At 71.1% G+C, this 24,382-nt stretch carries 23 protein-coding genes; 17 read left to right on the forward strand and 6 right to left on the reverse strand.

Annotated features, from left to right (window positions below; translation table 11 throughout):
• Positions 1 to 14: 14 nt before the first annotated feature.
• Positions 15 to 794, forward strand: coding sequence for a phosphate ABC transporter ATP-binding protein PstB (gene pstB / locus QM621_RS00710; protein ID WP_414988423.1), 780 nt, complete (start codon positions 15 to 17; stop codon positions 792 to 794).
• Between the two features lie 216 nt (positions 795 to 1,010).
• A complete protein-coding gene (locus tag QM621_RS00715; RefSeq protein ID WP_414988424.1) occupies positions 1,011 to 2,021 on the forward strand; it encodes a hypothetical protein in 1,011 nt (336 codons plus the stop codon).
• 87 nt (positions 2,022 to 2,108) lie between these two features.
• Here QM621_RS00715 and QM621_RS00720 read toward each other — a convergent pair whose 3' ends face one another.
• Positions 2,109 to 2,975, reverse strand: a complete 867-nt coding sequence (locus QM621_RS00720) for an NUDIX hydrolase (protein ID WP_414988425.1) — start codon at positions 2,973 to 2,975, stop codon at positions 2,109 to 2,111.
• 19 nt (positions 2,976 to 2,994) lie between these two features.
• Here QM621_RS00720 and QM621_RS00725 point away from each other — a divergent pair, with 19 nt between their 5' ends.
• On the forward strand, positions 2,995 to 3,981 hold the full coding sequence (locus QM621_RS00725; RefSeq protein WP_414988426.1) for a hypothetical protein: 987 nt from the start codon (positions 2,995 to 2,997) through the stop codon (positions 3,979 to 3,981).
• On the opposite strand, the gene QM621_RS00730 is transcribed toward QM621_RS00725, so the two are convergent.
• Positions 3,978 to 6,110, reverse strand: a complete 2,133-nt coding sequence (locus tag QM621_RS00730; protein WP_414988427.1) for an RNA degradosome polyphosphate kinase — start codon at positions 6,108 to 6,110, stop codon at positions 3,978 to 3,980. The genes QM621_RS00725 and QM621_RS00730 overlap by 4 nt on opposite strands.
• A gap of 94 nt (positions 6,111 to 6,204) precedes the next feature.
• On the opposite strand from QM621_RS00730, the gene QM621_RS00735 reads away from it, so the two are divergent.
• Both QM621_RS00735 and QM621_RS00740 read left to right on the forward strand, forming a co-directional pair.
• Positions 6,205 to 7,209: an alpha/beta hydrolase gene (locus tag QM621_RS00735; RefSeq protein ID WP_414988428.1), complete on the forward strand. Its 1,005-nt coding sequence runs from the start codon at positions 6,205 to 6,207 to the stop codon at positions 7,207 to 7,209.
• A 110-nt stretch (positions 7,210 to 7,319) separates the two neighbouring features.
• Positions 7,320 to 8,177, forward strand: a complete 858-nt coding sequence (locus QM621_RS00740) for a serine hydrolase (RefSeq protein ID WP_414988429.1) — start codon at positions 7,320 to 7,322, stop codon at positions 8,175 to 8,177.
• A gap of 8 nt (positions 8,178 to 8,185) precedes the next feature.
• Here the strand turns inward: QM621_RS00740 and mshD are convergent, their stop codons facing one another.
• The 3 genes from mshD to QM621_RS00755 are packed head-to-tail and all read right to left on the reverse strand — an operon-like array spanning position 8,186 to position 11,144.
• Positions 8,186 to 8,995, reverse strand: coding sequence for a mycothiol synthase (gene mshD / locus QM621_RS00745; protein WP_414988430.1), 810 nt, complete (start codon positions 8,993 to 8,995; stop codon positions 8,186 to 8,188).
• On the reverse strand, positions 8,992 to 10,413 hold the full coding sequence (locus QM621_RS00750) for a carboxyl transferase domain-containing protein (RefSeq protein WP_414988431.1): 1,422 nt from the start codon (positions 10,411 to 10,413) through the stop codon (positions 8,992 to 8,994). Before QM621_RS00750 ends, mshD begins: the two co-directional genes overlap by 4 nt.
• A gap of 29 nt (positions 10,414 to 10,442) precedes the next feature.
• The gene (locus QM621_RS00755) at positions 10,443 to 11,144 is read right to left on the reverse strand and encodes a winged helix-turn-helix transcriptional regulator (RefSeq protein ID WP_414988432.1); all 702 of its coding nucleotides are present in this window, start codon (positions 11,142 to 11,144) and stop codon (positions 10,443 to 10,445) included.
• Positions 11,145 to 11,332: 188 nt separating this feature from the next.
• Between QM621_RS00755 and QM621_RS00760 the strand changes: the two genes are divergently transcribed.
• The 6 genes from QM621_RS00760 to QM621_RS00785 all read left to right on the forward strand — a co-directional run bounded on the left by QM621_RS00760 (position 11,333) and on the right by QM621_RS00785 (position 14,716).
• Positions 11,333 to 12,133 carry a hypothetical protein gene (locus QM621_RS00760; RefSeq protein WP_414988433.1) on the forward strand — a complete coding sequence of 267 codons (801 nt, stop codon included), beginning with the start codon at positions 11,333 to 11,335 and terminating at the stop codon, positions 12,131 to 12,133.
• A gap of 3 nt (positions 12,134 to 12,136) precedes the next feature.
• Entirely contained in the window at positions 12,137 to 12,556 is a 420-nt protein-coding gene (locus tag QM621_RS00765; RefSeq protein ID WP_414988434.1) for a thioredoxin family protein, read from the forward strand.
• 296 nt (positions 12,557 to 12,852) lie between these two features.
• Positions 12,853 to 13,305 (forward strand): DUF4395 domain-containing protein, encoded by a 453-nt coding sequence (locus tag QM621_RS00770; RefSeq protein WP_414988435.1) that lies wholly within the window; start codon positions 12,853 to 12,855, stop codon positions 13,303 to 13,305.
• Positions 13,306 to 13,345: 40 nt separating this feature from the next.
• Entirely contained in the window at positions 13,346 to 14,194 is an 849-nt protein-coding gene (locus QM621_RS00775) for a sulfurtransferase (protein ID WP_414988436.1), read from the forward strand.
• Between the two features lies 1 nt (position 14,195).
• Positions 14,196 to 14,492, forward strand: a complete 297-nt coding sequence (locus tag QM621_RS00780) for a DUF1416 domain-containing protein (protein WP_414988437.1) — start codon at positions 14,196 to 14,198, stop codon at positions 14,490 to 14,492.
• A gap of 80 nt (positions 14,493 to 14,572) precedes the next feature.
• Positions 14,573 to 14,716, forward strand: coding sequence for an LPXTG cell wall anchor domain-containing protein (locus tag QM621_RS00785; protein ID WP_414988438.1), 144 nt, complete (start codon positions 14,573 to 14,575; stop codon positions 14,714 to 14,716).
• 3 nt (positions 14,717 to 14,719) lie between these two features.
• Here QM621_RS00785 and QM621_RS00790 read toward each other — a convergent pair whose 3' ends face one another.
• On the reverse strand, positions 14,720 to 15,829 hold the full coding sequence (locus QM621_RS00790) for an LCP family protein (protein WP_414988439.1): 1,110 nt from the start codon (positions 15,827 to 15,829) through the stop codon (positions 14,720 to 14,722).
• A 223-nt stretch (positions 15,830 to 16,052) separates the two neighbouring features.
• Here QM621_RS00790 and QM621_RS00795 point away from each other — a divergent pair, with 223 nt between their 5' ends.
• The 6 genes from QM621_RS00795 to QM621_RS00820 all read left to right on the forward strand — a co-directional run.
• On the forward strand, positions 16,053 to 16,544 hold the full coding sequence (locus tag QM621_RS00795; RefSeq protein ID WP_414988440.1) for an FABP family protein: 492 nt from the start codon (positions 16,053 to 16,055) through the stop codon (positions 16,542 to 16,544).
• A complete protein-coding gene (locus tag QM621_RS00800) occupies positions 16,531 to 17,481 on the forward strand; it encodes a YgfZ/GcvT domain-containing protein (RefSeq protein WP_414988441.1) in 951 nt (316 codons plus the stop codon). Before QM621_RS00795 ends, QM621_RS00800 begins: the two co-directional genes overlap by 14 nt.
• A 28-nt stretch (positions 17,482 to 17,509) precedes the next feature.
• A complete protein-coding gene (locus QM621_RS00805; RefSeq protein ID WP_414988442.1) occupies positions 17,510 to 18,025 on the forward strand; it encodes a hypothetical protein in 516 nt (171 codons plus the stop codon).
• A complete protein-coding gene (locus QM621_RS00810; RefSeq protein ID WP_414988443.1) occupies positions 18,022 to 19,848 on the forward strand; it encodes a DEAD/DEAH box helicase in 1,827 nt (608 codons plus the stop codon). Before QM621_RS00805 ends, QM621_RS00810 begins: the two co-directional genes overlap by 4 nt.
• 1 nt (position 19,849) lies before the next feature.
• The gene (gene manA, locus QM621_RS00815) at positions 19,850 to 21,022 is read left to right on the forward strand and encodes a mannose-6-phosphate isomerase, class I (protein WP_414988444.1); all 1,173 of its coding nucleotides are present in this window, start codon (positions 19,850 to 19,852) and stop codon (positions 21,020 to 21,022) included.
• Positions 21,023 to 21,657: 635 nt separating this feature from the next.
• On the forward strand, positions 21,658 to 24,382 hold a 2,725-nt coding region (locus QM621_RS00820; protein ID WP_414988445.1), incomplete at its 3' end, for an Ig-like domain-containing protein.

Genomic DNA, 24,382 nt, shown 5'->3' on the forward strand with positions numbered 1-24,382 from the left:
CTTAAGGAATCATCATGGCCAAGAGCATCGACGTCTCGGACCTGAACATCTACTACGGCGATTTCCTCGCGGTGGAGGGCGTCAACATCTCCATCCCGGCCAAGTCGGTCACGGCCTTCATCGGCCCGTCCGGCTGCGGCAAGTCGACCTTCCTGCGCTCGCTCAACCGCATGCACGAGGTCATCAAGGGCGCGCACGTCGAGGGCAAGGTGCTCGTCGACGGCGCGGACCTGTACGCCTCCGACATGGACCCGGTGAACGTGCGCCGTCTGATCGGCATGGTCTTCCAGCGGCCGAACCCGTTCCCGACGATGAGCATCTACGACAACGTGCTCGCCGGGAACCGGCTCAACAACAAGAAGCTGAAGAAGTCCGAGGCCGACGCGACGGTCGAGCGGGCGCTGCGCCAGGCGGGCCTGTGGGCCGAGGTCAAGGACCGTCTCGACCGTCCCGGCTCGGGCCTGTCGGGCGGCCAGCAGCAGCGGCTGTGCATCGCCCGCGCGGTGGCCGTGCAGCCGGAGATCCTGCTGATGGACGAGCCCTGCTCGGCCCTCGACCCGATCTCGACGAGCGTCATCGAGGATCTGATCCACGAGCTCAAGACGGACTACACGATCGTCATCGTCACCCACAACATGCAGCAGGCCGCCCGCGTCAGCGACGACACGGCCTTCTTCAACCTGTCGGGCGTCGGCCAGCCGGGCCGCCTCATCGAGTCGGGCCGCACCGAGAAGATCTTCTCCAACCCCGACAACGAGGCGACCGAGGCCTACATCCAGGGCCGCTTCGGCTGAGTCCGCTCGGCTCCGCCCGGGGAGGTACCTCCGCAACCCTACGGGCGGGCGAGAGGTAGGCCAGGGACCCTACGATCACCTCGTAGGGTCCCTGGCCTACCTCTCGCCTCGTGGTGAGGTTGCTGAGGTACCTCCCAGCTGTCCGCCAGAGCGCGTCGTTTCGTCGGTTGTGGATAAACAGTGGCGTGAATCGAGAACCTGCGCTGCTCTTGGGGCATGCCCCGATCACCACGCATCCCCGACGAACTTCGTGGCCGTCCCTTCTCCGTCGCCCAAGCGCGGGCCGCGGGCGTCTCGCCGCGCATGTTGCAAGGAGCGGCGTATCGCCGGGTCTTCCCACGCGTGTGGGTGGTCCGGGGCCACGACCTGACGCCAGACGACTGGGTGACGGCGGCCCGGCTGACCTTGCCGAGGGACGCCCGGCTCACCGGCATCACCCGGATCCAGCGGCTCGGCCTCGACCACGGCCCGCGCTTCCCGATGCACTTCGTCGTCGCCCGTGACTACCACCGCGCTCCCGACGAGATCATGTTGCACCGAACGGACCGGATGCCGGTGAGCGACGGCGAGGACGTGTCGCCGACGGCCGCGTTCATCGCCTACTGCGCCGTCGCCACGGCGGTCGACGCGATCCTCGTGGGCGACTGGTTGGTCCGCGAAGGGCAGATGAGCGTGGAGGGGTTGGTCGCGCTCGCTCGGCACGACCATTGGCGTGACGGGTCGCCGCAGGCCGTGTGGGTCGCGGCGTATCTCGACGGCCGCTCGTGGTCGCCCGCGGAGTCGCGTATCCGTTCCGCGCTGGTGTTCGCAGGCTTGCCATGTCCCGAGTCGAACGTCGAGATCGCGGACCGGGGGAGCGTGCTGGCGATCGTCGACCTGGCGTACCTGCGGTGGAACACCGTCGTCGAGTACGAGGGGCGGCACCACCAGACGGACCGCCGCCAGTACCTTCGCGACATCGAGCGCTACGGCCCGCTGCGCGACCTCGGGCTGCGCTATGTCCAGGTCACGAAGGAACACGCGAGCAATCTGGTGACGGTCGTCCGCAGGGTGCATGAGGCGTTGGTCAAGGAAGGTTACGACGGTCCCGCGCCTGAGTTCGGCGAGCGATGGCGGACGCTCTTCCAACGGCTCCCGGCTCCTCCCCTCCAAGGCGCTCGGGAGGTACGTCAGCAACCTTACGAAGGCGCGGAAGGTAGCGCTGGTACCTATCCGAAGGCGGGATAGGTACCAGGTCTACCGCTGGCCGAGAGGTGAGGTTGCTGACGTACCTCCCACCCGTCCGTAGGGTTGCTGAGGTACCTCCCCGGGCGGTCAGGGGAGGCGTTCGGTGGCGAGGACGCGGCCGTGGCGGTGGTGGACGACGACGGCCTCGCCGGGGGCCAGATCGGGCTCGGGGAGCGAGAGGGCGTCGAAGACCGGCGTCATCGTCGGCAGGTGGGTGCAGAGCACGGTGAGCCGGCGGCGCGCGACGGCCTCGCGGACCGCGGCCGTCACCGCGCCGCGCGGGGCCGGCTCGGCCAGACGGGGATCGACCCGGACCTTGGCGGCCAGCGGCTCGACCGTCTGACGGCAGCGCAGCGCCGGACTCGTCAGCACACGCCCCGGCCCGTAGGGCGTGATCGACGCGGCCAGCGCGACGGCCTGCCGCAAGCCGAGGTCGGACAGCGGGCGGTCGTCGTCGGCGCCGCGCCACTTCGACCTCGGCGCCGCCTTGCCGTGCCGGGTCACGACGAGCACGCGCGACTTGTGCGCGCCCCGGTCGCGCAGCCGACGGAACGCGGCGAGCAGGTCGAGGTCGTGCGCATAGGTCAGCAGTGCCTTCGCCGCGCGCGGCCGCACCCAGACGATCTCGTCGACCTCCTTGTTCGGCGCGAACCCTCCGGGCTCGTCGGGGTCGAGCTGGGCGGTCCAGTAGTGCACGACCTTCGGCCCGGCCCCGACGCGATAGCGCACCGTCGGCAGCGGCAGGCCGAGCCGGACGCGGTAGCCGGTCTCCTCGGCGATCTCACGGACGGCCGTCTGCCGCACGGACTCGCCGGGGTCGAGCTTGCCCTTGGGGAAGGTCCAGTCGTCATAACGCGGACGGTGGGCGACCAGCACCTCGACGCCGTCCCTGCTGCCCGGCCGCGGGCGCCACACGACGCCGCCCGCCGCCACGATCATCCGTTCACGCGCCATGGCCGTATTGTCCTTCCTGATGGACGCACACCGACGGCTGGCCGCGCCGCTCGCCCTGATCGTGGTGGCCGCGGGCCTGTGGATCGGCGCGCGTCCCAGCCACGCCGGGAGCGACGACGTCGCCCGTCTGGTCCCCTCCGACGTCGCCGCGATCGATGTCACGGACTGGTCGAGGGGCGACGCGACGGACGACTCCGACCTCACTGCCCGCTCGGTCCTGTCCGGCGCGGGCGAGGTGATCGCCGACGGACTCGGCTGGACGCCGGAGACCGTGCGCTGGGAGGCCTTCGTCCAGACCACGACGGGTACGGCGGCGCTGATCGCCCTGCCGGGGTCGGCCGACGCCACCGCCGAACGGCTGCGACGCGTCGGCTACGAGCGGGACGGCACGGGTCTGTGGCACGCCGACGGCGCCGCCCTGCGCGGGGACGGCCGGTCCGCGCCGACGGTGTTCACGAACGTCCGACTGTTGCCCGACCACGGCGTCGCGGTGGCCTCGGAGGAGCCGTCGGTGGTCGAGGAGCTGGCCGACGTCGCCGCAGGCCGCAGCCCCTCGCTCGCCGACGACCCGACGCTCGCCTCGATCTGGTCGCGCCGAGCCGGTCTGGCAGCGTATTCGCTGCAAGGCCAGGCCGCCGGATGCGCCTCGACCGACCCCGCGCAGGCGGGCGAGGAGGTCGCCGCGCAGGCGCGCGTCGCCGTCGGCGCCGTCGGGGAGCTGCGCGCCTACCGCTGGCTGCTGCGCGGGATGGACGCGCGGGCCGCGCGGTTCGAGGTCGCGATGGCCTTCGACTCCGGCACGCAGGCCGCCGAGCAGGCCACGACCCGTGCCCGATTGAGCGCGGGCGTGTTCATCGGCCAGACGGGCGACGTCGAGGACTCGATCGTGCTGCGGGATCATCGCGCCTCCGGGGACGTGGCCGTGCTGGACTTCGAACGGCAGGAGAGGGCCGTCGCGCTGATGTCGTTCACCGGTCCGATGGTGTTCGCCTCCTGTCCGGCCTAGCTCGTCCGTGACCGACGGTGGCGGGCCTTGTCGATCAGCCAGGCCTGCAGGTCGCGGGGGCCGGTGTCGCGGTGCCAGACGCCGTCGGCGGTGAGCGTCCAGTGGTCGGTCTGCCCGTCGGCGGCGGTCGCCAGCAACTCGCCGAGCTGCGCCGTGTGCGCCTCGCCCGGCACCCGCACCAGCACCTCGACGCGGCGGTCGAGGTTGCGGTGCATGAGGTCGGCCGAGCCGATCCACGCCTCCGGCTCGCCCCCGTTCGCGAACCAGTAGACACGGCTGTGCTCCAGGAAGCGGCCCAACACGCTGACCACGCGGATGTTCTCGCTCAGACCCGGCACGCCGGGACGGATCGCGCAGATGCCGCGCACCACGATGTCGACCGGCACACCCGCCCGGGACGCCTCGTAGAGCGCGTCGCTGACGTCCTCGTCGACCAGCGAGTTCAGCTTGATCCGGATGCGCGCCGCCCGGCCCGCGCGGTGGTGCTCGACCTCGCGGCCGATCCGTTCGAGGAGCCCGGCGCGCAGTCCGGTGGGGGCGGTGAGCAGCGTGTCGAACTCGGTCTGCTGGGAGAAGCCCGACAGGTGGTTGAACAGGTTGGTGAGGTCGTGGGTGATCTCGCGGTTCGCGGTCAGCAGGCCCAGGTCCTCGTACATGCGCGCGGTCTTGGGGTTGTAGTTGCCGGTGCCGATGTGCGCGTAGCGGCGCAGCCCGTCCGGCTCGTCGCGCAGCACGAGGGCCAGCTTGCAGTGCGTCTTCAGGCCGACGATGCCGTACACGACGTGGCACCCGGCGCGCTCCAGCTTGCGCGCCCAGCGGATGTTGGCCTGCTCGTCGAAGCGCGCCTTGATCTCGACCAGCACCAGCACCTGCTTTCCGGCGCGGGCGGCGTCGATGAGCGCGTCGATGATGGGGGAGTCGCCGGAGGTGCGGTAGAGGGTCTGCTTGATCGCCAGGACCTTCGGGTCGGCGGCGGCCTGCTCGATGAACCGCTGCACGCTCGTCGCGAAGGAGTCGTAGGGATGGTGCACGAGCACGTCGCGCTTGCGCAGCGCGCTGAACAGGTCGGCGGGGCTCGCCGTCTCGACTTCGGCCAGGTGCTCGTGGGTGCCGGGGACGAAGGCCTCGAAGTGCAGTTCGGGGCGGTCGAGGTCGGCGATCTCGTGGAGCGAGCGCAGGTCGAGCGGGCCGTCGAGGCGCACGACCTCCTCGGGGCTGACGCTCAGCTCCGAGACCAGCAGATCCAACACCTCGCCTGCGATGTCCGGCTCGACCTCCAGCCGCACGGCCGGGCCGAACTTGCGGCGCAGCAGTTCCTTCTCGAGCGCTTTCAGCAGGTTCTCGGCGTCGTCCTCCTCGACCTCCAGGTCCTCGTTGCGGGTGACGCGGAAGGCGTGGTGGGCGAGGATCTCCATGCCGGGGAACAGCATCGGCAGGTGGGCGGCCATGACCTGCTCCAGCGGCACGTACCGCTGCGGCCCGACCGACATCCACCGGTCGATGATCGGCGGGACCTTGACGCGGGCGAAGTGCTCCTTGCCGGTCTCCGGGTTGCGCAGCACGACGGCGAGGTTGAGCGACAGCCCGGAGATGTAGGGGAAGGGGTGGGCGGGGTCGACGGCCAGCGGCGTGAGCACCGGGAAGACGCGCTCGCGGTAGGTGGTGCCGACCAGCTTGCGCTCCTCGGCGGTGAGGTCGTGCCAGCCGAGCAGGTGGATGCCGGCCTCGGCGAGGTCGCCGACGAGATGGTCGTGGAGCGTGGCGGCGTGGCGGCGCTGCAGCTCCTGGCTCGTCGAGACGCTGCGGGCCAGCACCTCCTTCGGCGGCAGGCCGCTGGCCGACGGCACCGCGACCCCCGCCGCGATGCGCCGCTTGAGGCCGGCGACGCGCACCATGAAGAACTCGTCGAGGTTGCTGGCGAAGATCGCGAGGAAGCGCACTCGCTCCAGGAGAGGGAGCGAGGGGTCCTCGGCGAGTTCCAGGACGCGTTCGTTGAAGGAGATCCAGGACAGCTCGCGGTCGAGGAAACGGTCGTCGGGCAACGCTCCCCGGGTCGTGTCGAAGGGCGGGTCGACGTCGAACTCGTCGGGGGATGTGGTGTCGATGACCTCCAGGCCGGTGCTCTCCATGGGCGTCATGGTGGCACGCCAAGGTAGCGAGAAGGTGAACATGGCGAAGTGCGGTACTTTGGCCGTCATGACGCTTGTCGGGACAGTCCGCGGTGTGGCCGCTCGAAGCCTGATGCGGCTTCCCTCGCCGGTGTTGAAGGCGGCGGCCGGAAGCCGGGTGGAAGTCGAGGGACGACGCCTCGACCACGAGATGGCGCTGCTGTTGAGGCTGCAGCGGCTCGACGGTCCGGCGGTGGAGGACGTCAGCATCCGGCGGGGTCGTCGGGCGCTGCGCTCGAACGCGCGGCTGGTGGGCGGGACGCCGCCGATCGGCGCGGTCACCGACCGGGAGATCGATGGTCCGGGCGGCCCGGTCACGCTGCGCTTCTACACGCCCCGCGATCTGGCGGGCGAGTCCCCGGCGCTGGTGTTCTTCCACGGCGGCGGCTTCGTCTTCGGCGACCTCGACAGCCACGACGCGCTGTGCCGCCACCTCGCCGAGAGCGCGCAGGTCCGGGTGGTCTCGGTCGACTACCGGCTCGCGCCGGAGGCCCAGTTCCCGGCGGCGCCGCAGGACTGCTGGGCGGCCTTCGACTGGGTGCGCTCCGAGGCCGAGGGCCTGGGCATCGACCCGACGAAGATCGCGGTCGGCGGCGACAGCGCGGGCGGCAACCTCGCGGCCGGAGTGGCGCAGCGGGCGGTGCGCGAGGGCGGCCGGCAGCCGGTGTTCCAGCTGTTGATCTACCCGGCGACCGACTTCTCGATGCGCCGGCCGAGCCGGGAGCGCTTCGGCGAGGGCTTCTACCTGACCGAGGGCTTCATGACGAAGATCGAGGAGACCTACCTGACCGGCGCGGAGGAGTTGGACGACCCGCGCCTGTCCCCGCTGCACGGCGACCTGGCCGGGCTGCCGCCCGCCTATCTCGTGACGGCCGGCTTCGACCCGCTGCTCGACGAGGGCGCGGCCTACGCCAGCGCCATGTGGGCGGCGGGCGTGTCGGTGGAGTACCACTGCGAGGAGGGCCTCATCCACGGCTTCGCCAACATGGTCTCCTTCGGCCGCTCCGCCCCCGCCGCCGTCGACCGCATCGCCGCCGCCCTGCAGCGCGGGGTGTCCTGAGGAGCCGCTGATCGACGTCGTCGCCGTCCCCCGTCGGCGGCGTGCGGTTCACGTGTGGCTGACAGGCGGGCCGAAGGGCGGTCAGAGGTTCGGCCCCCAGCATCTGCGTCATGGGAACTCTCACTCGCCAGATGCTCGCCACTGTGATGACCGGGTCGCTCGTCGCCGGGTCGCTGCTCATGGTCGCCCGTGACGTGGACACGACCCGGACGGCGTCGTCCACAGCGGTCTCCACCACGACCACCACCGAGGCCTCGTCTGTGACGACGGTCGCCGACTCGGAGGCGGTCGGTGTCGACGGCGTCTGGTCGGTCGCCGTGCTCGACGTCGGGACGGGTGAGATGACGTCCTTCGGCGAGGTGGACGAGACCTTCGACACGGCGAGCATCGTCAAGGTCGACATCCTCGCGGCGTTGCTGGCTCAGCAGGACGGGGAGTTGACCGCCGGACAGCTGGAGCTCGCCGAGGCGATGATCACACGCAGTGACAACGATGCGGCGACCGCGCTCTTCGAGGCGATCGGCGGGGCCGAAGGGCTCGACGCCTTCAACGCGTCGATCGGCCTCACCGACACCACGGCGGGGACGGACGGCTATTGGGGGCTCACCCAGACCACCGCGGAGGATCAGGTCCGGCTTCTGGACGCCGTGCTCGGCGAGGACTCGGTGCTGGCCGAGACGGGGCAGAGCACGCTGCGCGAGCTGATGAGCGAGGTGGTCGACGAGCAGCGGTTCGGCGTGACGGCGGCGGCCGACGATCCGAGCGACGCCGCGCTCAAAGTCGGCTACCTGCAACGCTCGGCGACGGGGCTGTGGGATATCACGAGCATCGGCGAGATCGAGCGGAACGGGCGCACCTATCTGGTCGCGGCGCTGACCGAGGGCGGCGTCTCCTTCGACGCCGGGGTGGCGCTCAGCGAGAAGGTGGTCGAGCTCGCGATGAACGAGGTGGCGGGCACGGCTGTGTGATCCTCAGCTCAGCGGGCCGCCTCGTACAGGGTGTCCCGGGCGTGTTCGGTGAAGCCGAGGCGTTGGTAGACGGCCAGCGCGGGAGCGTTGTCGGCCTCGACGTAGAGGTCGACGACGGGCACGCGCTCGTCGAGGTGGCGCAGGCCGTGGGCGGTCAGGGCCGTCCCGAGGCCGCGTCCGTGCTCGGCGGGGTCGACGCCGACCACGTAGACCTCGCCGACGTCTCCCTCGACCTTCGTCCAGTGGAAGCCGACGACCTCGCCGTCCCGCTCGGCCACGAACAACCCCTCGGGGTCGAACCAGTCCGACGCGGCGCGACGCTCGAAGTCGGCCCGGTCCATGGCGCCCTGCTCGGGATGGTCGGCGAAGGCGCGGGCGTTCACCGCGAGGATCGCGTCGACGTCGTCGGGCCGGAAAGTCCGGATCGTGACGCCTGCGAGCGTCCGCTCCTCAGCGGGCGAGGCGTCCTCCCGGCGCAGGACGAGCAGGGTGCGGACCGCCCGCAGCCCGAGCCGGGCGGCCAGCGCCTGGGCGCCCGGCAGGTCGCCGTGCGCCCAGAACCGGCGCTCGCCACGCTCCGCCAGGGCGGCGGCGAGTCGTGTGCCGAAGCCCTCCCGCCGCCGCGCCGGATCCACGAACACCTCGACCGGCGCGTCGCCGGGGGCGTAGGCGGCGGCCACGAGCAGTCCGTCCGCCTCGACCCGCTCGTCCACCCGCGCCGCCTCGACCGCGTCGAGCGCCAGCAGGCTCGCCTCGTTGAGCGGTGCGACCCCGTCGGCCGCCGCGACCCGCTCGGCCAGCTCCCGCAGGTCCGTCACGACCGCAGCGCTTCCAACTGCGCGGCGACCTCGGCGGCCACCGCCCGCGCCAGCGACTCCGCGTCGTCGTCGGGGTGCTCGGCGACCAGCTGATGGACGATCCCGTCCTCGGCCAGCTCCACCGCCCCGACCCGCTGCGCCCGCGCCATCTCGGCGGCGTGCTCGACGTCGCCGTGCACGATGGCGCTCGCGCCCTCCGGCGGCAGCGGAGACAGCCAGGCGTGCTCGGTCGCGATCACGACGTCGGCGGGCAGCAAGGCCAGCGCGCCGCCGCCGCACCCCTGGCCGAGCAGCACCGAGACCGTCGGCACCCGCATGGTCGACATCTGGCTGACGCATCGGGCGATCTCCCCGGCCACGGCCCCCTGCTCGGCCTCCGGGGACAGCGCCGCCCCGGGGGTGTCGATGAAGGAGACCAGCGGCAGTCCCAGCTCGTTCGCCAGCTCCATGCCGCGCCGGGCCTCGCGCAGCGCCCCCGGACCCATGGGGGAGTCCGGCGTCTGCGTGCTGCGGTCCTGGCCGATGACGACGCAGGGCTGGCCGTCGATCCGGGCCAGCGCGATCAGCATCGTCGCGTCCCGCTCGCCCTCGCCTGTGCCTTGCAGACGGACGGTCTGGTCGCTGCCGTAGCGCAGCACCTCGCGCACTCCGGCGCGGTCGGCGGCGCGGGTGAGACCGATGGCCTCCCAGGTGTCGACGGTCCGCCCGACCGTCCCGCGACGCGGCCGCGTCGAGCGTTCCTGCGGCCCGTCGAGCAGCAGCGCGAGCGCCCGGTCGACCGCCAGCGGCAGCTCCTCGGGCGGCACGACCGCGTCGACGATGCCGTGCCGCGCCAGGTTCTCGCTCAGCTGGATCCCCGGCGGGAAGGGGCGGCCGTTGAGCAGCTCGTAGACCTTCGGGCCGAGGAAGCCCAGCAGCGCGCCCGGCTCGGCGACGCGCACATGGCCGAGCGAGCCCCACGAGGCGAAGACGCCGCCGGTGGTCGGATGGCGCAGGTAGACGAGGTAGGGCAGGCCCGCCGCGCGGTGGTCCATGATCGCCCGGCTGATGTCGACCATGCGCACGAACGCCGGGGTGCCCTCCTGCATGCGGGTGCCGCCCGACGCGGTCGCGGCGAGGATCGGCAGGCCCTCGGCGGTCGCCCGGCGCACCGCCGCGACGATGCGGAGGGCGGCGGCCTTCCCGATGGACCCGGCGAGGAACCGGAACTCGTTGACGACGAAGGCGACCGGACGTCCGCGCACGGTCGCGCGTCCGGTGAGGATCGACTCGTCGACGCCGGACCGCTCACGGGCCGCCTCCACCTCGCGCCGGTAGGCGTCGGGGTAGTCGGAGAGGTCGACCGGCCCGTCCCACGACTCTGCCGAGCCGGCGTCGAGCACGAGGTCGATCAGGTCATGCGCGGTGAGGTGGGCCACGCGGGCAGTCTCTCAGACGCGGACGGGCCTCACGCCTCGCTGGTCTCCTGGTCGGGGGTGGCGACGACGAAGCGGTAGCCGACGTTGCGGACGGTGCCGATGAGCGTCTCGTTCTCGGGTCCGAGCTTGGCGCGCAGGCGGCGCACGTGGACGTCGACGGTGCGGGTGCCGCCGAAGTAGTCGTAGCCCCACACCTCCTGCAGCAGTTGCTGGCGGGTGAAGACCCGGCCCGGGTGTTGCGCCAGGAACTTGATGAGCTCGAACTCCTTGAAGGTGAGGTCGAGCGGACGGCCGTGCAGCTTGGCGGTGTAGCTGGCGTCGTCGACGACGAGGCCGCTGTTGGAGATGATGTGGCTCTCGCCGTCGTCCCCGGCGCCGGCCTGGACCCGGCCGATGCACAGCCGCAGCCGGGCCTCCAGCTCGGCCGGTCCGGCGCTGGTCAAGATGACGTCGTCCATGCCCCAGTCGGCGGCGGCGGCGGTGAGTCCGCCCTCGGTCAGGATCACCAGGAGCGGTTCCTCGACGCCGGTGGCGCGGACGACCCGGGTCAGGCTGCGCACCTGCGCGAGGTCCTGGCGGCCGTCGATGAGCACCGCGTCGCAGGCGGGAGCGTCGAGCAGGGCGCTGGCCTCCGCGGGCAGGATGCGCACTTGATGCGGCAGCAGCGCGAGGGCGGGAAGCACCTCCACCGATGACTGCGGACTTCGGGTCAGCAGGAGCAGGTGGGACATGGGCACCTCCGCGGCGCAAGGGCTCCGAGAACAGGAAAAGGCTGCGGTGACGGGGGTCACGGGGCCTCGTTGCGACGTTCATGTTACCGACGGTGTCGGTCCTATATCCAGTCGACGGCGCGGCGGTGACGACTGTCACAAGCGCGTCGAGGTGATGACGGTTCGGTGTCAGGTGGCATCATGCGGGGGTGTCCCGTCTCGCTCCCGCCGCCTGGACGGTGGTCCTCGTCGCCGTGATGACCCTGGCCGTGCGCGCCGACCCGATCCTGGTCGCCGCGACGGTCCTGCTGGTCCAGGCGCAGATCGCGGTGGGTCCGCATCCAGCCGACGCGCGGGGCCGCACGATCCGGGCTCCGAAGCTCGCGGCCGTCGTGGCGGCCTCTGTGGCGGCGACGACGTTGACCCTGTGGCCGCGTCTCATGGTCGGCGCCGACGGCACGACCGCGGGCGAGATCGCCTCGGTGGTCCCCGGGTCGATCATGGCGGTGGTCCCCGCGACTGCGGTCGGCGTCGTGGTGGCGCTGATCTCGCAGATGTTCCGCAAGGACGGCCGACGCGAGCTGGTCCTCACCACCGCCCATGCCGCGACCGCCGCGCTGCTGGCGACCCTGACGGTCGGCTGGATCACCTCCGCGCGCGAGGCGATGGGCGTCGAGATCGTGACGTTGGGCGCGGTCGGCACGGCGGTGTCGGTGCTGCTGTGGTGCCTGCCGGGCGACCGCTATCTCATCGCCTCCATCGCGATGGCCGGCGGCGCGTTGGCCAGCGCGGTGGTCGCGTACGCGCAGGACGGCTACTACACGTGGGTCTTCGGCCTCTTGATGGGCACGCAGGTGAGCCTGGGCGCCCTCCTCGGCCAGGCGGTCGGCCGGGCGTGGGGCGAGGGGCGCCGTCACGCGTCCTCGGGCTGGGGGTTCCCCGGTGCCATGTCGGTGGCGCTCGCCGCCCCGCTGGTACACCTCATCGGCCAGCTCGGCGCGTCGGCCTGACTCATGTCCGGCGTCTGGGTGCTGCTGGCGGCGGTCGTCGCCGCCGGGGCGGTGGCGCTGGCGAAGCGGTGGTGGGACGGCCGGTTCCGGGCCGCCGGGGAGGGGACGGACGTGGACGTCGTGACGGCCGAGGAGATCGGCGCCCCGCTGGGGGAGCGCGCCACGCTGCTGCAGTTCTCCAGCGCGTTCTGCGCCCCCTGCCGGGCGACGCGCCTCGTGCTGGCCGAGGTCGCGGCGGGCCGTGACGACGTGGCGCACGTCGAGGTGGACGCCGAGGCCAACCTCGGCCTCGTGCGCCGTCTCGGGGTGCTGCGGACGCCCACGGTCGTGGTGCTCGACGGTCGCGGCGCCGTGCGCGGACGCGCCTCCGGAGCGCCGCGCCGCGAGCAGGTCGAGGCAGCGCTGGCCGTGGTGGACGAGTGAACACGGCCGATGACGGCGATTTTCCTATCGTTGGAATCGCAGGCGTATCACGCAAGACGTATCGAAATGTGGACAGTAGTCCCGAATTGTGAGACGGTGAGGTGTGCCCCTGGGGCGGAGTGCCTACATTGGTGGACATGTTCGGACACACGCACCTCACGCGGCGCCTGGCGGTCGACAACTGCCGTACGCGCTCGGCGTTGTGTCGCTCCCGTCGCGGCTGATCCCGTCCCCGGCCCGCCCCGCCGCCGCGAGCCGTCTCTCGTCATGCGCCCCTGTGGCGCGAGGAGTCCTGAATGTCCACGTCCCCTGCCGGGCAGGTCGATCCACGCGGCCTGCGCTTCGCCGCCGCGATCACGGCGGCCGTGCTCGCCGTCGCCGTGGCGACGCTGACCGCGCTGCCCGAGGTCGCCGTCACGCTGACGGCGGTCCAGGCGGTCGTGTTCGCCCTCGGCGCCTTCCTCGGCGTGCGGTACTCGCCGTACGCGCGGTTGTTCGCCCGCTTCGTCCGGCCCCGCCTCGGGGCCCCGGCCGAGCTGGAGGACGCCCGCCCGCCGCGCTTCGCGCAAACGGTCGGCCTGGCCTTCACGGTCGTCGCGCTGATCGCGGCGGCGGCCGGAGGCGAGGTCGTCGCCCTCGTGGCGCTGGCCGCCGCCTTCGTCGCCGCCCTGCTCAACGCCGCCACCGGCTTCTGCCTCGGCTGCGAGATGTACCTGCTCGCGCGTCGCGTCGCGCCGCAGCGAGCCTGAGAAATCCATCCCCACGATTCACCCCACTGAAGGAGAAGAAATGAGCCGCGAGACCGCGCTGGTCACCGCCGACTGGGTCGAGGAGAACCTCGACAACGACAAGGTCGTCCTCATCGAGGTCGACGAGGACGCCTCGGCCTACGACGCCGGCCACATCCGTGGCGCCATCAAGCTCGACTGGAAGAAGGACCTCCAGGACGGCGTGCGCCACGACTTCATCAGCAAGGAGCGTCTGGAGGCGCTGCTCGGCGAGAAGGGCGTCTCCAACGACGACACCCTCGTCTTCTACGGCGGCAACAACAACTGGTTCGCCGCCTACGCCCTGTGGTACCTGAAGTACTACGGCCACGCCGACGCCCGTCTGCTCGACGGCGGCCGCAAGAAGTGGGAGCTCGACGCCCGCGAGCTGGTCAAGGACGTGCCCGAGCGCGCCGCGACCACCTACACCGCCGCCGAGCCGAACGACGACATCCGCGCCTACCGCGACGAGGTCGTCGAGGCCATCGGCGTCAAGAACTTCATCGACGTCCGCAGCCCCGACGAGTACGCCGGACGCCTGCTCGCCCCCGCGCACCTGCCGCAGGAGGCCGCGCAGATCGCCGGCCACATCCCGACCGCCGGCAACGTGCCGTGGAGCAAGGCCGCCAACGACGACGGCACCTTCAAGAGCGACGACGAGCTCAAGGAGCTCTACGCCGAGGTCGGCTTCGACGAGGGCAAGGACACCATCGCCTACTGCCGCATCGGCGAGCGCAGCTCGCACACCTGGTTCGTGCTGAGCGAGATCCTCGGCTACCCGAACGTCAAGAACTACGACGGCTCGTGGAGCGAGTACGGCTCGCTGCGCGGCGTGCCGGTCGCCCTCGGCGACGAGCGCGGGGAGGCCTGACATGTGCGGAGCGATCTCCGGCGGCCCCAGCCTCGAGGGCGTCGACGTGGCCAACCAGGCCGTGATCCAGGGCGTCGTCACGCGTGACGGCCAGCCGGTCGGCAACGCCTACGTGCGCCTGCTCGACCGCACCGGCGAGTTCACCGCCGAGGTCCCGACCTCGGCCACCGGCCAGTTCCGGTTCTTCGCCGCGCCGGGCGAGTGGACGCTGCGCACCCTCGCGCCGCGCTCGGCCTCGGTCGACCGTCCCGTCGTCGCCGCCCTCGGCAGCGTCGCCGAGGTGGCCGTCACGGTCTGAGCCCGACGAGCGAGGAAGGGCCGGGGCGCGTCACGCGCCCCGGCCCTTCTCTCATGTCCGGCCATGGCATCCTGGGCCTCATGACCGCCTTCAGCACCGCCCTCGTCGCCGAACAGCTCCCCGAGACCGGCTCCGCCGTGGAGCCGTGGATGGTGGTCGTCGGCCTGCTCGTCATGGCAGCCGGCCTCGCCGTGCTCGCGGCGGCCTGGCGGCGTTCCCGCTGAGCCCTAGTTGACCTCGGTCTCGGAGGCCAGCTCCTCCTCGGGGTACTTGAGCAGGTAGTCGGCGATCGTGTCGTTCGCGATGGCGGTCCACAGCTCCTGCGACTTCGCCTCGTCGAGGTCGACCACCAGGCCGCTCCCGGCCACCTCCCGGCTGTCGTCGGCCGCCGGCGCCGTCAGGAACGTCACCTTGTCGGAACTGATATTGCGCAGCGAGAGGGAGAGTCCGCGCAGCGTCGACGGGGTCCAGTTGGAGTCGAGCGTCATATTGTCCGACAGCGCCTCCAGCGTGCTGGAGAGTTTGACCGGATTGGTGAGCACGCCCTTGGAGAGCATCTTGTTCATCACGCTGCGCAGGAAGTTCTGCTGCCGTGCGATGCGGTCGAAGTCGCCCCGGTCGAGCCCGTAGCGGGTCCGCACGTAGGCGAGGGCGCGATCGCCCTCCAGCGTGTAGTCGCCGGCGTCCCACTGGATCTCCTGGCTGGAGTCGTAGAAGCTCTCCGGGATGTGCACCTCGACGCCGCCGACGGCGGTGGTGAGGTCTTTGAAGCCCTCCCAGTCGATGATCGCGAGGTGGTCGATCGTCAGCCCGGTGAGCTCTTGGACGGTGGCGACCGCGCCGCGCGGGCCGAAGTAGCCGAACGCCGCGTTGATCTTCTCCTTGCTCGTCGCCTCGCCGTCCTCGTCGTAGATCATCGTGTAGGTGTCGCGCGGGATCGACACGAGTTGCACGGAGCTGCGGTCGGCGGGGATGTGGACGATCATGAGCGTGTCGCTGCGGTACTTGCTGGCGGGCCACTCCTCCAGCAGCGCGTCCTCTTCGATGTTCGAGCCGCCTTCGCTCGTCTCGGCCATGTCGGAGCCGAGCAGCAAGATGTTGACGGCGCGGCCGTCGAGCGGGTCGGGCTCGCCCTCCTGCACGCTGCTGATGTCGACCCGGTCGAAGTTGTTGAGCTGCTTGTTCAGGTGGTAGGCGTAGGCACCCACGGAGCCGAGTGCGAGGGCGACGACGGTCAGCAGGGTCAGCAGGGCCTTGCGGTGCCGACGGTGGAAGGGCGGTCCGCCACGACGTCGTTTGCCGGCGACCCGGCGCTTCGACGATGCAGGACCGACCATGTTGCTCTCTTCCGTTCAGCGCTTGCGGCGCATCTGTCGCGGGCGCCGTTCGTGGTGTCGGAATCGGTCGTGAACCCGGACCCATGATACGGGTCGAGTGGTGATTGAAGGATCGAGAATCAGCGTGACGAGCCACTCACCCGGTGATTTCGTGGTCGCGCAGCGCTGGGCCCGCTCGACGAGCGCGTCCGCTCGACGAGTCTCACGGTCTAAGATCGCCGACATGGCTTTCGAGATCCCGAGCGACCTGCACCCGTCCCTCGTGCCGGTGGCGTGGCTGCTGGGCACCTGGCATGGCAACGGCAAGGGCGAGTATCCCGGGACCGAGCCGCTGTCCTTCGAGCAGGAGGCGATCTTCGCGCACGACACCCGCGACTTCCTGCACTACTTCAGCCGCTCCTGGGTCACCGACGACCAGGGGAACCGGCAGGGTCCGGGCGCCTTGGAGACCGGGTTCCTGCGGCCGGCCGAGGAGGGCCTGGAGCTGGTGCTCGTCCACGCGAGCGGCCACGCCGAGGTCTGGTACGGCGAGATCGACGGCCCCCGGCTGAAACTCGTCACCGACCTCGTCGCCCGCACGCCCACGGCGTCGGAGTACACCGCCGGCCAGCGGCTCTACGGGCTGGTCGAGGGCAAGCTCATGTACGCCTACGACAAGGCCGCCGACGGCCACGAGATGCAGTCCTACCTGTGGGGTCAGCTTGAGCGCGTCTGAGCGGCGCTCGCCGCTGCTCGACCTTCCGGGCGCGGTGGAGGCCGACGCGCCGGACGCCGGTGTGGCCGCGCACTACGGCTCGCTCGTGCCCGAGCAGCGACGCCTCGCCGCCGGCGAGGCCTTCGTCGACCTGTCGCACCGCGACGTGCTGACGATCAGCGGCCCCGACCGGCTCGCCTGGCTGCACGACCTCACCACCCAGCATGTGCGCGAGCTCGCGCCGGGCACGCCGACCTCGGCGCTCATCCTGAGTCCGCAGGGGCGTGTCGAGCACGGATTCGACCTGGTCGACGACGGCACGACCGTCTGGGCGCACACCGAGCCGGGCGCCGGGGCCGCGCTGATCGCCTTCCTCGACCGCATGCGGTTCATGTCCAGGGTCGAGGTGAGCGACGTCGGCGCCGACTGGGCGGTCGTCGGGCTGCCCGGTCTCGCCTGGGAGCTGCGGCCGCGCGCCGAGCTGGCCGCGCTGCCGGAGACCGTGGGCGCGCCCGTCGGCCTGTGGGCGTGGGAGGCCGCGCGGATCGCCGCCGGACGCCCCCGCATCGGCCACGACACCGACGACAAGACCATCCCGAACGAGGCGAACCTCCTCGGCGTCGCGGTGCATCTCGACAAAGGCTGTTACCGCGGTCAGGAGACGGTGGCGCGTGTGCATACACTGGGGCGTCCGCCACGTCGGCTGACGCTGTTGCATCTCGACGGCTCGGTCGACCGATTGCCGCAGGCAGGCGCCGAGGTGATGGCAGGTGAGCGTCGAGCAGGCCGTGTGGGCATGTCGGCGCGACATGGCGAGCTGGGGCCGATCGCGCTCGCCCTGGTGAAGCGCTCTGTCCCGATCACGCAGGCCCTGGTGGTCGACGGGGTGGCCGCAGCGCAGGAGGTCGTCGTCGACCCGGAGGTCGGTCTGCACGTGCGGCCGAGAATGAGGAGCTGAGACTGTGTCACGTTTTACGATTCTCGCGGTGTGCACCGCCAATATCTGCCGTTCGCCGGTGGTCGAGCTGTTGTTGGCCGACCGACTGGACTCGGAGCGCTTCGAGGTGGGCAGCGCCGGCGTCAAGGGCTGGCGGAATCGGCCGATGGACCCGATGTCGCACTCCGAGCTCGCGGCGCGCGGCGTCGACGGCTCGATGTTCCGGTCGCGGGAGATCAACGAGCCGCTGATCGGGCTCTCCGGTCTGATCCTGACCGCGACGGTCGACCACCGGGCCGAGATTCTCGCCCTCGCGCCCACCGCGATGCGCCGTACGTTCACGCTGAAGGAGTTCGCGCAGCTCGCCGGGAGCCTGGCGGGCGAGGTCGCTGGTCCCCAGGAGCTCGTCGCGGCCGCCGCGCGGAACCGTCGTCGGGCCACCGGAGATCTGGACATCGTCGACCCGTATCGCGCCGACGACGAGCTGTACCGCTCGGTGGTGCGCGAGATCGACGACCTCTGCACCGTGGTCAGCGGCCAGCTCAACTCGGTGGGCGCCGCATGAGCGCCCCGTCCCCCGTCTTCGCCGACCTGGGGCTGTCCGACGCCCTCGTGGAGGTCCTGGCCGACCTCGGCTACGAGACGCCGACGCCGATCCAGGAGCGGGCGATCCCCGAGCTGCTGACCGGCCGCGACGTCGTCGGGCTGGCGCAGACCGGCACCGGCAAGACCGCCGCCTTCGCGCTGCCGCTGCTCGACGCCCTCGACCCCGACCGCGCCGAGACGCAGGCGCTGATCCTCGCGCCGACGCGCGAGCTGGCCCTGCAGGTGGCCGACGCGGTCATCAGCTACGCGGCCAAGCTGCCCGGCATCCGGGTGCTGCCGGTCTACGGCGGCCAGGGCTACGCCGCCCAGCTGCGCGGGCTGGAACGCGGCGCGCACGTCGTCGTCGGCACGCCCGGCCGCGTCATCGACCACCTCGACCGGGGCAGCCTGGAGCTGTCGGGGCTGACCCACCTCGTGCTCGACGAGGCCGACGAGATGCTGACGATGGGCTTCGCCGAGGACGTCGACCGCATCCTCGCCGACACCCCCGACGACAAGCAGGTGGCGCTGTTCTCGGCCACCATGCCGCCCGCCATCCGGCGCATGGCCAAGAAGCACCTCACCGACCCGGTCGACGTGTCCATCGACGCCAAGATCCGCTCCACGACGAGCGTGCGCCAGCGCTGGATCGGCGTGCCGCACCACGGCAAGTTCGACGCGCTGACCCGGCTGCTGGAGGTCGAGTCCGGCGACGGCCTGCTGATCTTCGTGCGCACCAAGTCGGCCACCGAGGAGCTGGCCGAGCGGCTGCGCGGACGCGGCTTCGACGCCGCCTCGCTCAACGGCGACCTCGTGCAGGCGCAGCGCGAGCGCATCGTGAACGGCTTGAAGTCCGGCGCGCTCGACATCGTGGTCGCCACCGACGTCGCCGCGCGCGGCCTCGACGTCGACCGCATCACCCACGTCATCAACTACGACATCCCGCACGACACCGAGGCCTATGTGCACCGGATCGGCCGCACCGGCCGCGCGGGCCGCAGCGGCGACGCCATCGTCTTCGTGACGCCGCGCGAACGTCGCATGCTGTCGGCGTTGGAGCGGGTCTCCGGCGGCACGCTGGAGCAGATGTCGGTGCCGACGCCCGACGAGGTCAACAGCCGTCGCGCCGAGCGGTTCGCCGCGTCGATCACCGAGAACCTGGGCTCGCCCCAGTTCCACTCCTTCCGCGCGCTGGTCGAGCAGTACGTCGCCGAGCACGGGGTGGAGGCCGTCGACGTGGCGGCCGCGCTGGCGGTGCTGGGCGCCGACGACCCGGAGTTCTTCGTGCGCCCCGACCCGGAGCCGCGCGAGCGGGAGCGTCGCGAGCCGCGTGAGCGCGGGGAGCGGGGCGAGCGCCGGGACCGCGGCGACGCGGGCGGCCAGTGGCGGCGCTACCGGATCGCCGTCGGCAAGCGGCACAAGATCGGACCGTCGGCCATCGTCGGCGCGCTGGCCAACGAGGGCGGCCTGAAGCGGTCCGACTTCGGCAAGATCACCCTCGGCATGGACCACGCCGTCGTGGAGCTGACCGCCGACCTGCCCGACGCGGTCTTCGAGGCGCTGTCGACCACGCGGATCTCCGGCAAGCTGATCGACCTGCGCCCCGACGACGGCCCGCCGCCGCGCCGTCCGCAGGGCCGTCGTTCCGGCGGCGGACGACCGGACCAGCGCGGCGGCGGTCGTTACGAGCGCTCCGACCGCCCGGACCGAGGCGACCGCCCGGACCGTCGTGAGCGGGGCGAGCGCGACGACCGCCCCGGCCAGCGCAAGCCGCGCCACACCAAGAAGAAGCCCCGCCGCTGACGTGTACCGGCTGCGCAATGCCGTCCGCGACTACGACTGGGGGTCGCGGACGCAGATCCCGACCTTCCTCGGCGCGACGCCCGCGGACGGCCCGGTGGCCGAGGTGTGGCTGGGCACCCACGAGCTGTCGCCGTCGCGGACGGAGGCCGGCGCCCCGCTGTCGGAGGTCGCCGGTCCGCTGCCGTTCATGATGAAGATCCTCGCGGCCGACCGCCCCCTGTCGCTGCAAGTCCATCCCGCCGCACAGCTGGCGCGGGCCGGCTACGAGGCCGAGAACGCCGCGGGCGTCCCGCTCGACGCGCCGCACCGCAGCTACAAGGACCCGCGTCACAAGCCGGAGATGGTCTACGCGCTGACCACCTTCGACACCCTCGTCGGCTTCCGGCCCACCGCCGAGATCCTGCGCGTGCTCGACCCGATCGGCACGGCCGAGACCACCCGGCTGGCCGAGGAGCTGCGGCTCAAGCCGGGCTTCGACGGCATCGTGCGCATCGTCGAGCAGGTGCTGTCGCAGCCGCCCGGACCCGCCGAGGTCGCTGCGATCACCGACCGCTGCCGTCAGCTCGTCGGCGACCATCTCGACGTCAAACGGGCGTACGCGACGCTGTTGGAGATCGCCGAGCACTTCCCGTCCGACCCCGGTCTCGTCATCAGCCTCATGCTCAACCGGCTGACGTTGCAGCCCGGCGAGGCCGCCTTCCTCGGCGCGGGCATCATCCACGCCCACCTGCGCGGCATGTGCATCGAGGTGATGACCTCCTCGGACAATGTGCTGCGCGCGGGCCTGACCGCCAAGCACGTCGAGCCGGACGCCCTGGTGACCTGTCTGGAGCGCGGCATGTCGCGGCTCGCCCGGATCGCGCCGGAGGCGGTGGGCACCGAGACCGAGGTGTTCGCGCCGGAGGTCGAGGAGTTCGCGCTGGCGGTCACCCAGGTCGCCGCCGCCGACGCCGCCGGGACGGTGCTGCACGGCGGCGGGCATCGCATCGTCCTGTGTACCGGCGGCGCGGTCGTGCTGGTGTCGGCCGGCGGGGAGCGGGCGCCGCTGGTCCGGGGTGACTCGGTGTACGTGACGCCCGAGGAGACGTCGGTCCGCGTGGTCGGCACCGGCGAGGTCGCCGTCGCCTTCACCCCCGACCACGAGACGTCGGGCCGCCTGATCGACCTGGTGTGATCAAATTTTGCGGCGAGACGGTGATCAATTCAAGTGATGAGTCGACAGACCTCAAGTCGGAGGGATCAGAAGTGACGACCCTGTGCCGGTGTTTCCTCGCGTGAAAGACGACATGGACGTCAATGACGTCTGTGTGACCACTGGCGGCGCAGAGTTGTCCGACCTGTCCTGCGACGCTGTGATCGAGCTCGGGCACCTTGACCAAGGGGTCCTTGAGCAGGTGAGCGATCCGGGCTTGGCGTGATCCGTCGCGCCACGCTTGGGCGAGCACACCCGCCGGGATGTCGAGGGGCGACGTGTCTTTGACGGTCTTCTCCGGCAGAGCACGAACTTTGCGGTCGCCTCGTTCAAGGGCAAGGAGTGCGCCCGTGTCGAGGGTGAGACCGGAAGCGGGACGTCGCGTTGTCTGCATGGCCCGGCGCCTGGTCAGCCCGAGCCCGGTCCTCATTCGTCAGCGGCCCGAACTCGTCATCGAGATCCTTCAGGACATCGACGATCGCATGCTCAGCGAAGTCCGATATGGACTGGGCGCGGGCCGCGTCTCTCGTTATCGATTTGACGGGGGGGGGGATCGGCCGTAGCGTGGCCGGATGCTGACTTCACGGTCCATTCTTATGTCTGTCTCAGCGTTGATCGTGGGAGTGTTGGCCGTGGGGGCGGCCCCGGTGCAGGCGTACACCGAGGGTGCCGGTTCCGTGGTCGACCGCACGGACGATCCGCTGAACTGGGGCGACGGCTACCACCTTGCCGCCGACGAGTCGACGACGGACGGTCAGGTGTTCTGGGACGGCGGCACCTTCGTGACCCCGGCCGAGACCGCAGTGCAGCGCTATCGCATGCTGACCGGCACGGTGGGCGTCCCGAATATGACCTGTGTCGATGACGGGACCGTGACCCTGACGGCGAGTGCCACCACCAGGCACGACAGTAGTCGCACTACGAACAACTACACGGGGACGTTCGCTTTTAAGGACAGCCAGACAGTCAACGGGACCAGTAGTTCCGGGACGATCGCAGGTGCCACCGAAACCGGACTCAACGACAACGCCGCGGCCCAGCAGGGAAATAAGGACATCTCGTTGACGGCGTCGGCGACTGTGCCGGCGTCCTGGATCGCCAGCGGTCGCGTGGTCGTCATCTTGAGTTTGGAGGTGGGGCAGCGCATTAGCGGTGCGTACTACACCCGGACCTGGACCTCCAGCGGCTTCTCGCTCGACTACCGCCTGGTCTGCCCGCCCGACGCCGCCGACGACGCCAAGACGGTCGCGCGCGGCAGCAGCACGGCGGTGACCCAGGATCTACTCGCCAACGACACGGCCGAGGTCGAGGCGACGGAGAACCCCGCGACGCTCGACTCGTCCACCGCCCAGTTGTTGAACGGCACGACGTGGGGTTCCGGTCCGGTGACCACGGACGCCGGCACCTACACGATTTCCGACGGTGTGGTGACCTTCACGCCCGATGAGGATTTCACCGGCGACAGTGATGCGGTCACCTATCGGGTGGCGAACAGCGACGGGGAGTACGACGAGGCGACCTTCACGGTGAACTTCATCGCCAACGCGGTCGACGACTCCGTCGTCGTCGTGCCGGGCGCCTCCTCGACGTTCGATGTGCTGGCGAACGACGACATCGCCGATGTGGACTCCGGCACCTTGAGTTTGGTGGACCCGGACACCGGCGACCGGGTGACCACGCTGACCGTGGACGGCGGCGAGTGGAAGGTCGTCGACGGGAAGATCGTGTTCGAGGCGGACGACGACCTGTCGTCCGCCTCGCCCCCGGACCCGGTGACCTATGTGGTCGAGAACGCCGACGGGACGGAGTTCTCGGCGGTGGTGACGCCCACCGTGGCCGAGCTTGTGGCGGATGATTCCGCGACGGTGGTGCCGGGCACCCCGGTGACGGTGGACGTGCTGGCGAACGACGGGATCGCCGACGCCGACACCGACACGCTGTCTCTGGTGGACCCGGACACGGGCGAGTTGGTGACCACGCTGACCGTCGACGGCGGCGAGTGGAGCGTCGTGGACGGGAAGATCGTGTTCACGCCGAACGACGACGTGTCCACGTCGCCCCCGGACCCGGTGACCTATGTGGTCGAAGGCGCCGACGGGACGGTGTACGCGGCGGTGGTGACGCTGTCGGTCGCCGAACCGGCCACCGATGACGCGGTCACGGTGGTGCCGGGGCAGACGGTGACCGTGGATGTGCTGTCCAACGACGACATCACCGACGTCGACCCTGACACGCTGTCCCTGCTCGATCCGTCCACGGGTGAGTTGGTGACCACGCTGACCGTCGACGGCGGGGTGTGGAGCGTGGTGGACGGGAAGATCGTGTTCACGCAGGACGGCGACGTGTCCACGACGCCTCCCGGTCCGGTGACCTATGTGGTGGAGGACGCGGACGGGAACCCCTACAGCGCGGTGCTGACGCCGAGCGTGGCTGATCCGGCGGTCGATGACGTGGTGACGGTGGTGCCGGGTCAGGCGGTGGTGGTGGACGTGCTGGCGAATGACGGGATCGCGGGCGCGGACCCCGACACGTTGCGTCTGGTGGATCCGGCGACGGGCGGCCTGGTGTCGTCGTTGGCGGTGGACGGCGGGGTGTGGAGCGTGGTGGACGGGCAGATCGTGTTCACGCCGGACGGCGACGTGTCCACGACGCCTCCCGGTCCGGTGGCGTATGTGGTGGAGGACGCGGACGGGAATCCGTTCAGCGCGGTGGTGACGCCGACGGTGGCCGAGCCGGCGGTCGACGACAGCGCGGTGGTGGTGCCGGGCACGCCGGTGTCGGTGGACGTGCTGGCGAACGACGGGATCACGGATGTGGACCCCGACACGTTGTCTCTGTTGGACCCGTCCACGGGCGGCCTGGTGTCGTCGTTGGCGGTGGACGGGGGCGTGTGGAGCGTGGTGGACGGCGAGGTGGTGTTCACGCCGGACGACGACGTGTCGACGTCGCCGCCGGGTCCGGTGACGTATGTGGTCGAGGACGGGGACGGGAACGCGTATTCGGCGGTGGTGACGCTGTCGGTGGCCGATCCCGCGGTCGACGACGCGGTCACGGTGGTGCCGGGTCAGACGGTGGTCGTGGACGTGCTCGCGAACGACGGCATCACGGGCGCCGACGCCGACACGCTGGCCCTGGTGGATCCGTCCACGGGCGGCCTGGTGACATCGTTGACGGTGGACGGCGGTGTGTGGAGCGTGGTGGACGGTGAGGTCGTGTTCACGCCGGACGACGACGTGTCCACGTCGCCCCCTTCGCCGGTGACGTATGTGGTGGAGGACGCGGACGGGAACCCCTACAGCGCGGTGGTGACGCCGAGCGTGGCCGGTCCCGCGGTCGACGACA

Source organism: Aeromicrobium sp. (assembly GCF_047606445.1).
Classification (GTDB): domain Bacteria; phylum Actinomycetota; class Actinomycetes; order Propionibacteriales; family Nocardioidaceae; genus Aeromicrobium.

What these genes read in the sequence shown, in the direction of transcription:
- pstB (WP_414988423.1), top strand. Translation starts at nt 15, where the DNA reads ATGGCCAAGAGCATCGACGTCTCGGACCTGAACATCTACTACGGCGAT.
- QM621_RS00715 (WP_414988424.1), top strand. Translation starts at nt 1,011, where the DNA reads ATGCCCCGATCACCACGCATCCCCGACGAACTTCGTGGCCGTCCCTTC.
- QM621_RS00720 (WP_414988425.1), bottom strand. Translation starts at nt 2,975, where the DNA reads ATGGCGCGTGAACGGATGATCGTGGCGGCGGGCGGCGTCGTGTGGCGC.
- QM621_RS00725 (WP_414988426.1), top strand. Translation starts at nt 2,995, where the DNA reads ATGGACGCACACCGACGGCTGGCCGCGCCGCTCGCCCTGATCGTGGTG.
- QM621_RS00730 (WP_414988427.1), bottom strand. Translation starts at nt 6,110, where the DNA reads ATGGAGAGCACCGGCCTGGAGGTCATCGACACCACATCCCCCGACGAG.
- QM621_RS00740 (WP_414988429.1), top strand. Translation starts at nt 7,320, where the DNA reads ATGGGAACTCTCACTCGCCAGATGCTCGCCACTGTGATGACCGGGTCG.
- QM621_RS00755 (WP_414988432.1), bottom strand. Translation starts at nt 11,144, where the DNA reads ATGTCCCACCTGCTCCTGCTGACCCGAAGTCCGCAGTCATCGGTGGAG.
- QM621_RS00765 (WP_414988434.1), top strand. Translation starts at nt 12,137, where the DNA reads ATGTCCGGCGTCTGGGTGCTGCTGGCGGCGGTCGTCGCCGCCGGGGCG.
- QM621_RS00770 (WP_414988435.1), top strand. Translation starts at nt 12,853, where the DNA reads ATGTCCACGTCCCCTGCCGGGCAGGTCGATCCACGCGGCCTGCGCTTC.
- QM621_RS00775 (WP_414988436.1), top strand. Translation starts at nt 13,346, where the DNA reads ATGAGCCGCGAGACCGCGCTGGTCACCGCCGACTGGGTCGAGGAGAAC.
- QM621_RS00780 (WP_414988437.1), top strand. Translation starts at nt 14,196, where the DNA reads ATGTGCGGAGCGATCTCCGGCGGCCCCAGCCTCGAGGGCGTCGACGTG.
- QM621_RS00785 (WP_414988438.1), top strand. Translation starts at nt 14,573, where the DNA reads ATGACCGCCTTCAGCACCGCCCTCGTCGCCGAACAGCTCCCCGAGACC.
- QM621_RS00790 (WP_414988439.1), bottom strand. Translation starts at nt 15,829, where the DNA reads ATGGTCGGTCCTGCATCGTCGAAGCGCCGGGTCGCCGGCAAACGACGT.
- QM621_RS00795 (WP_414988440.1), top strand. Translation starts at nt 16,053, where the DNA reads ATGGCTTTCGAGATCCCGAGCGACCTGCACCCGTCCCTCGTGCCGGTG.
- QM621_RS00810 (WP_414988443.1), top strand. Translation starts at nt 18,022, where the DNA reads ATGAGCGCCCCGTCCCCCGTCTTCGCCGACCTGGGGCTGTCCGACGCC.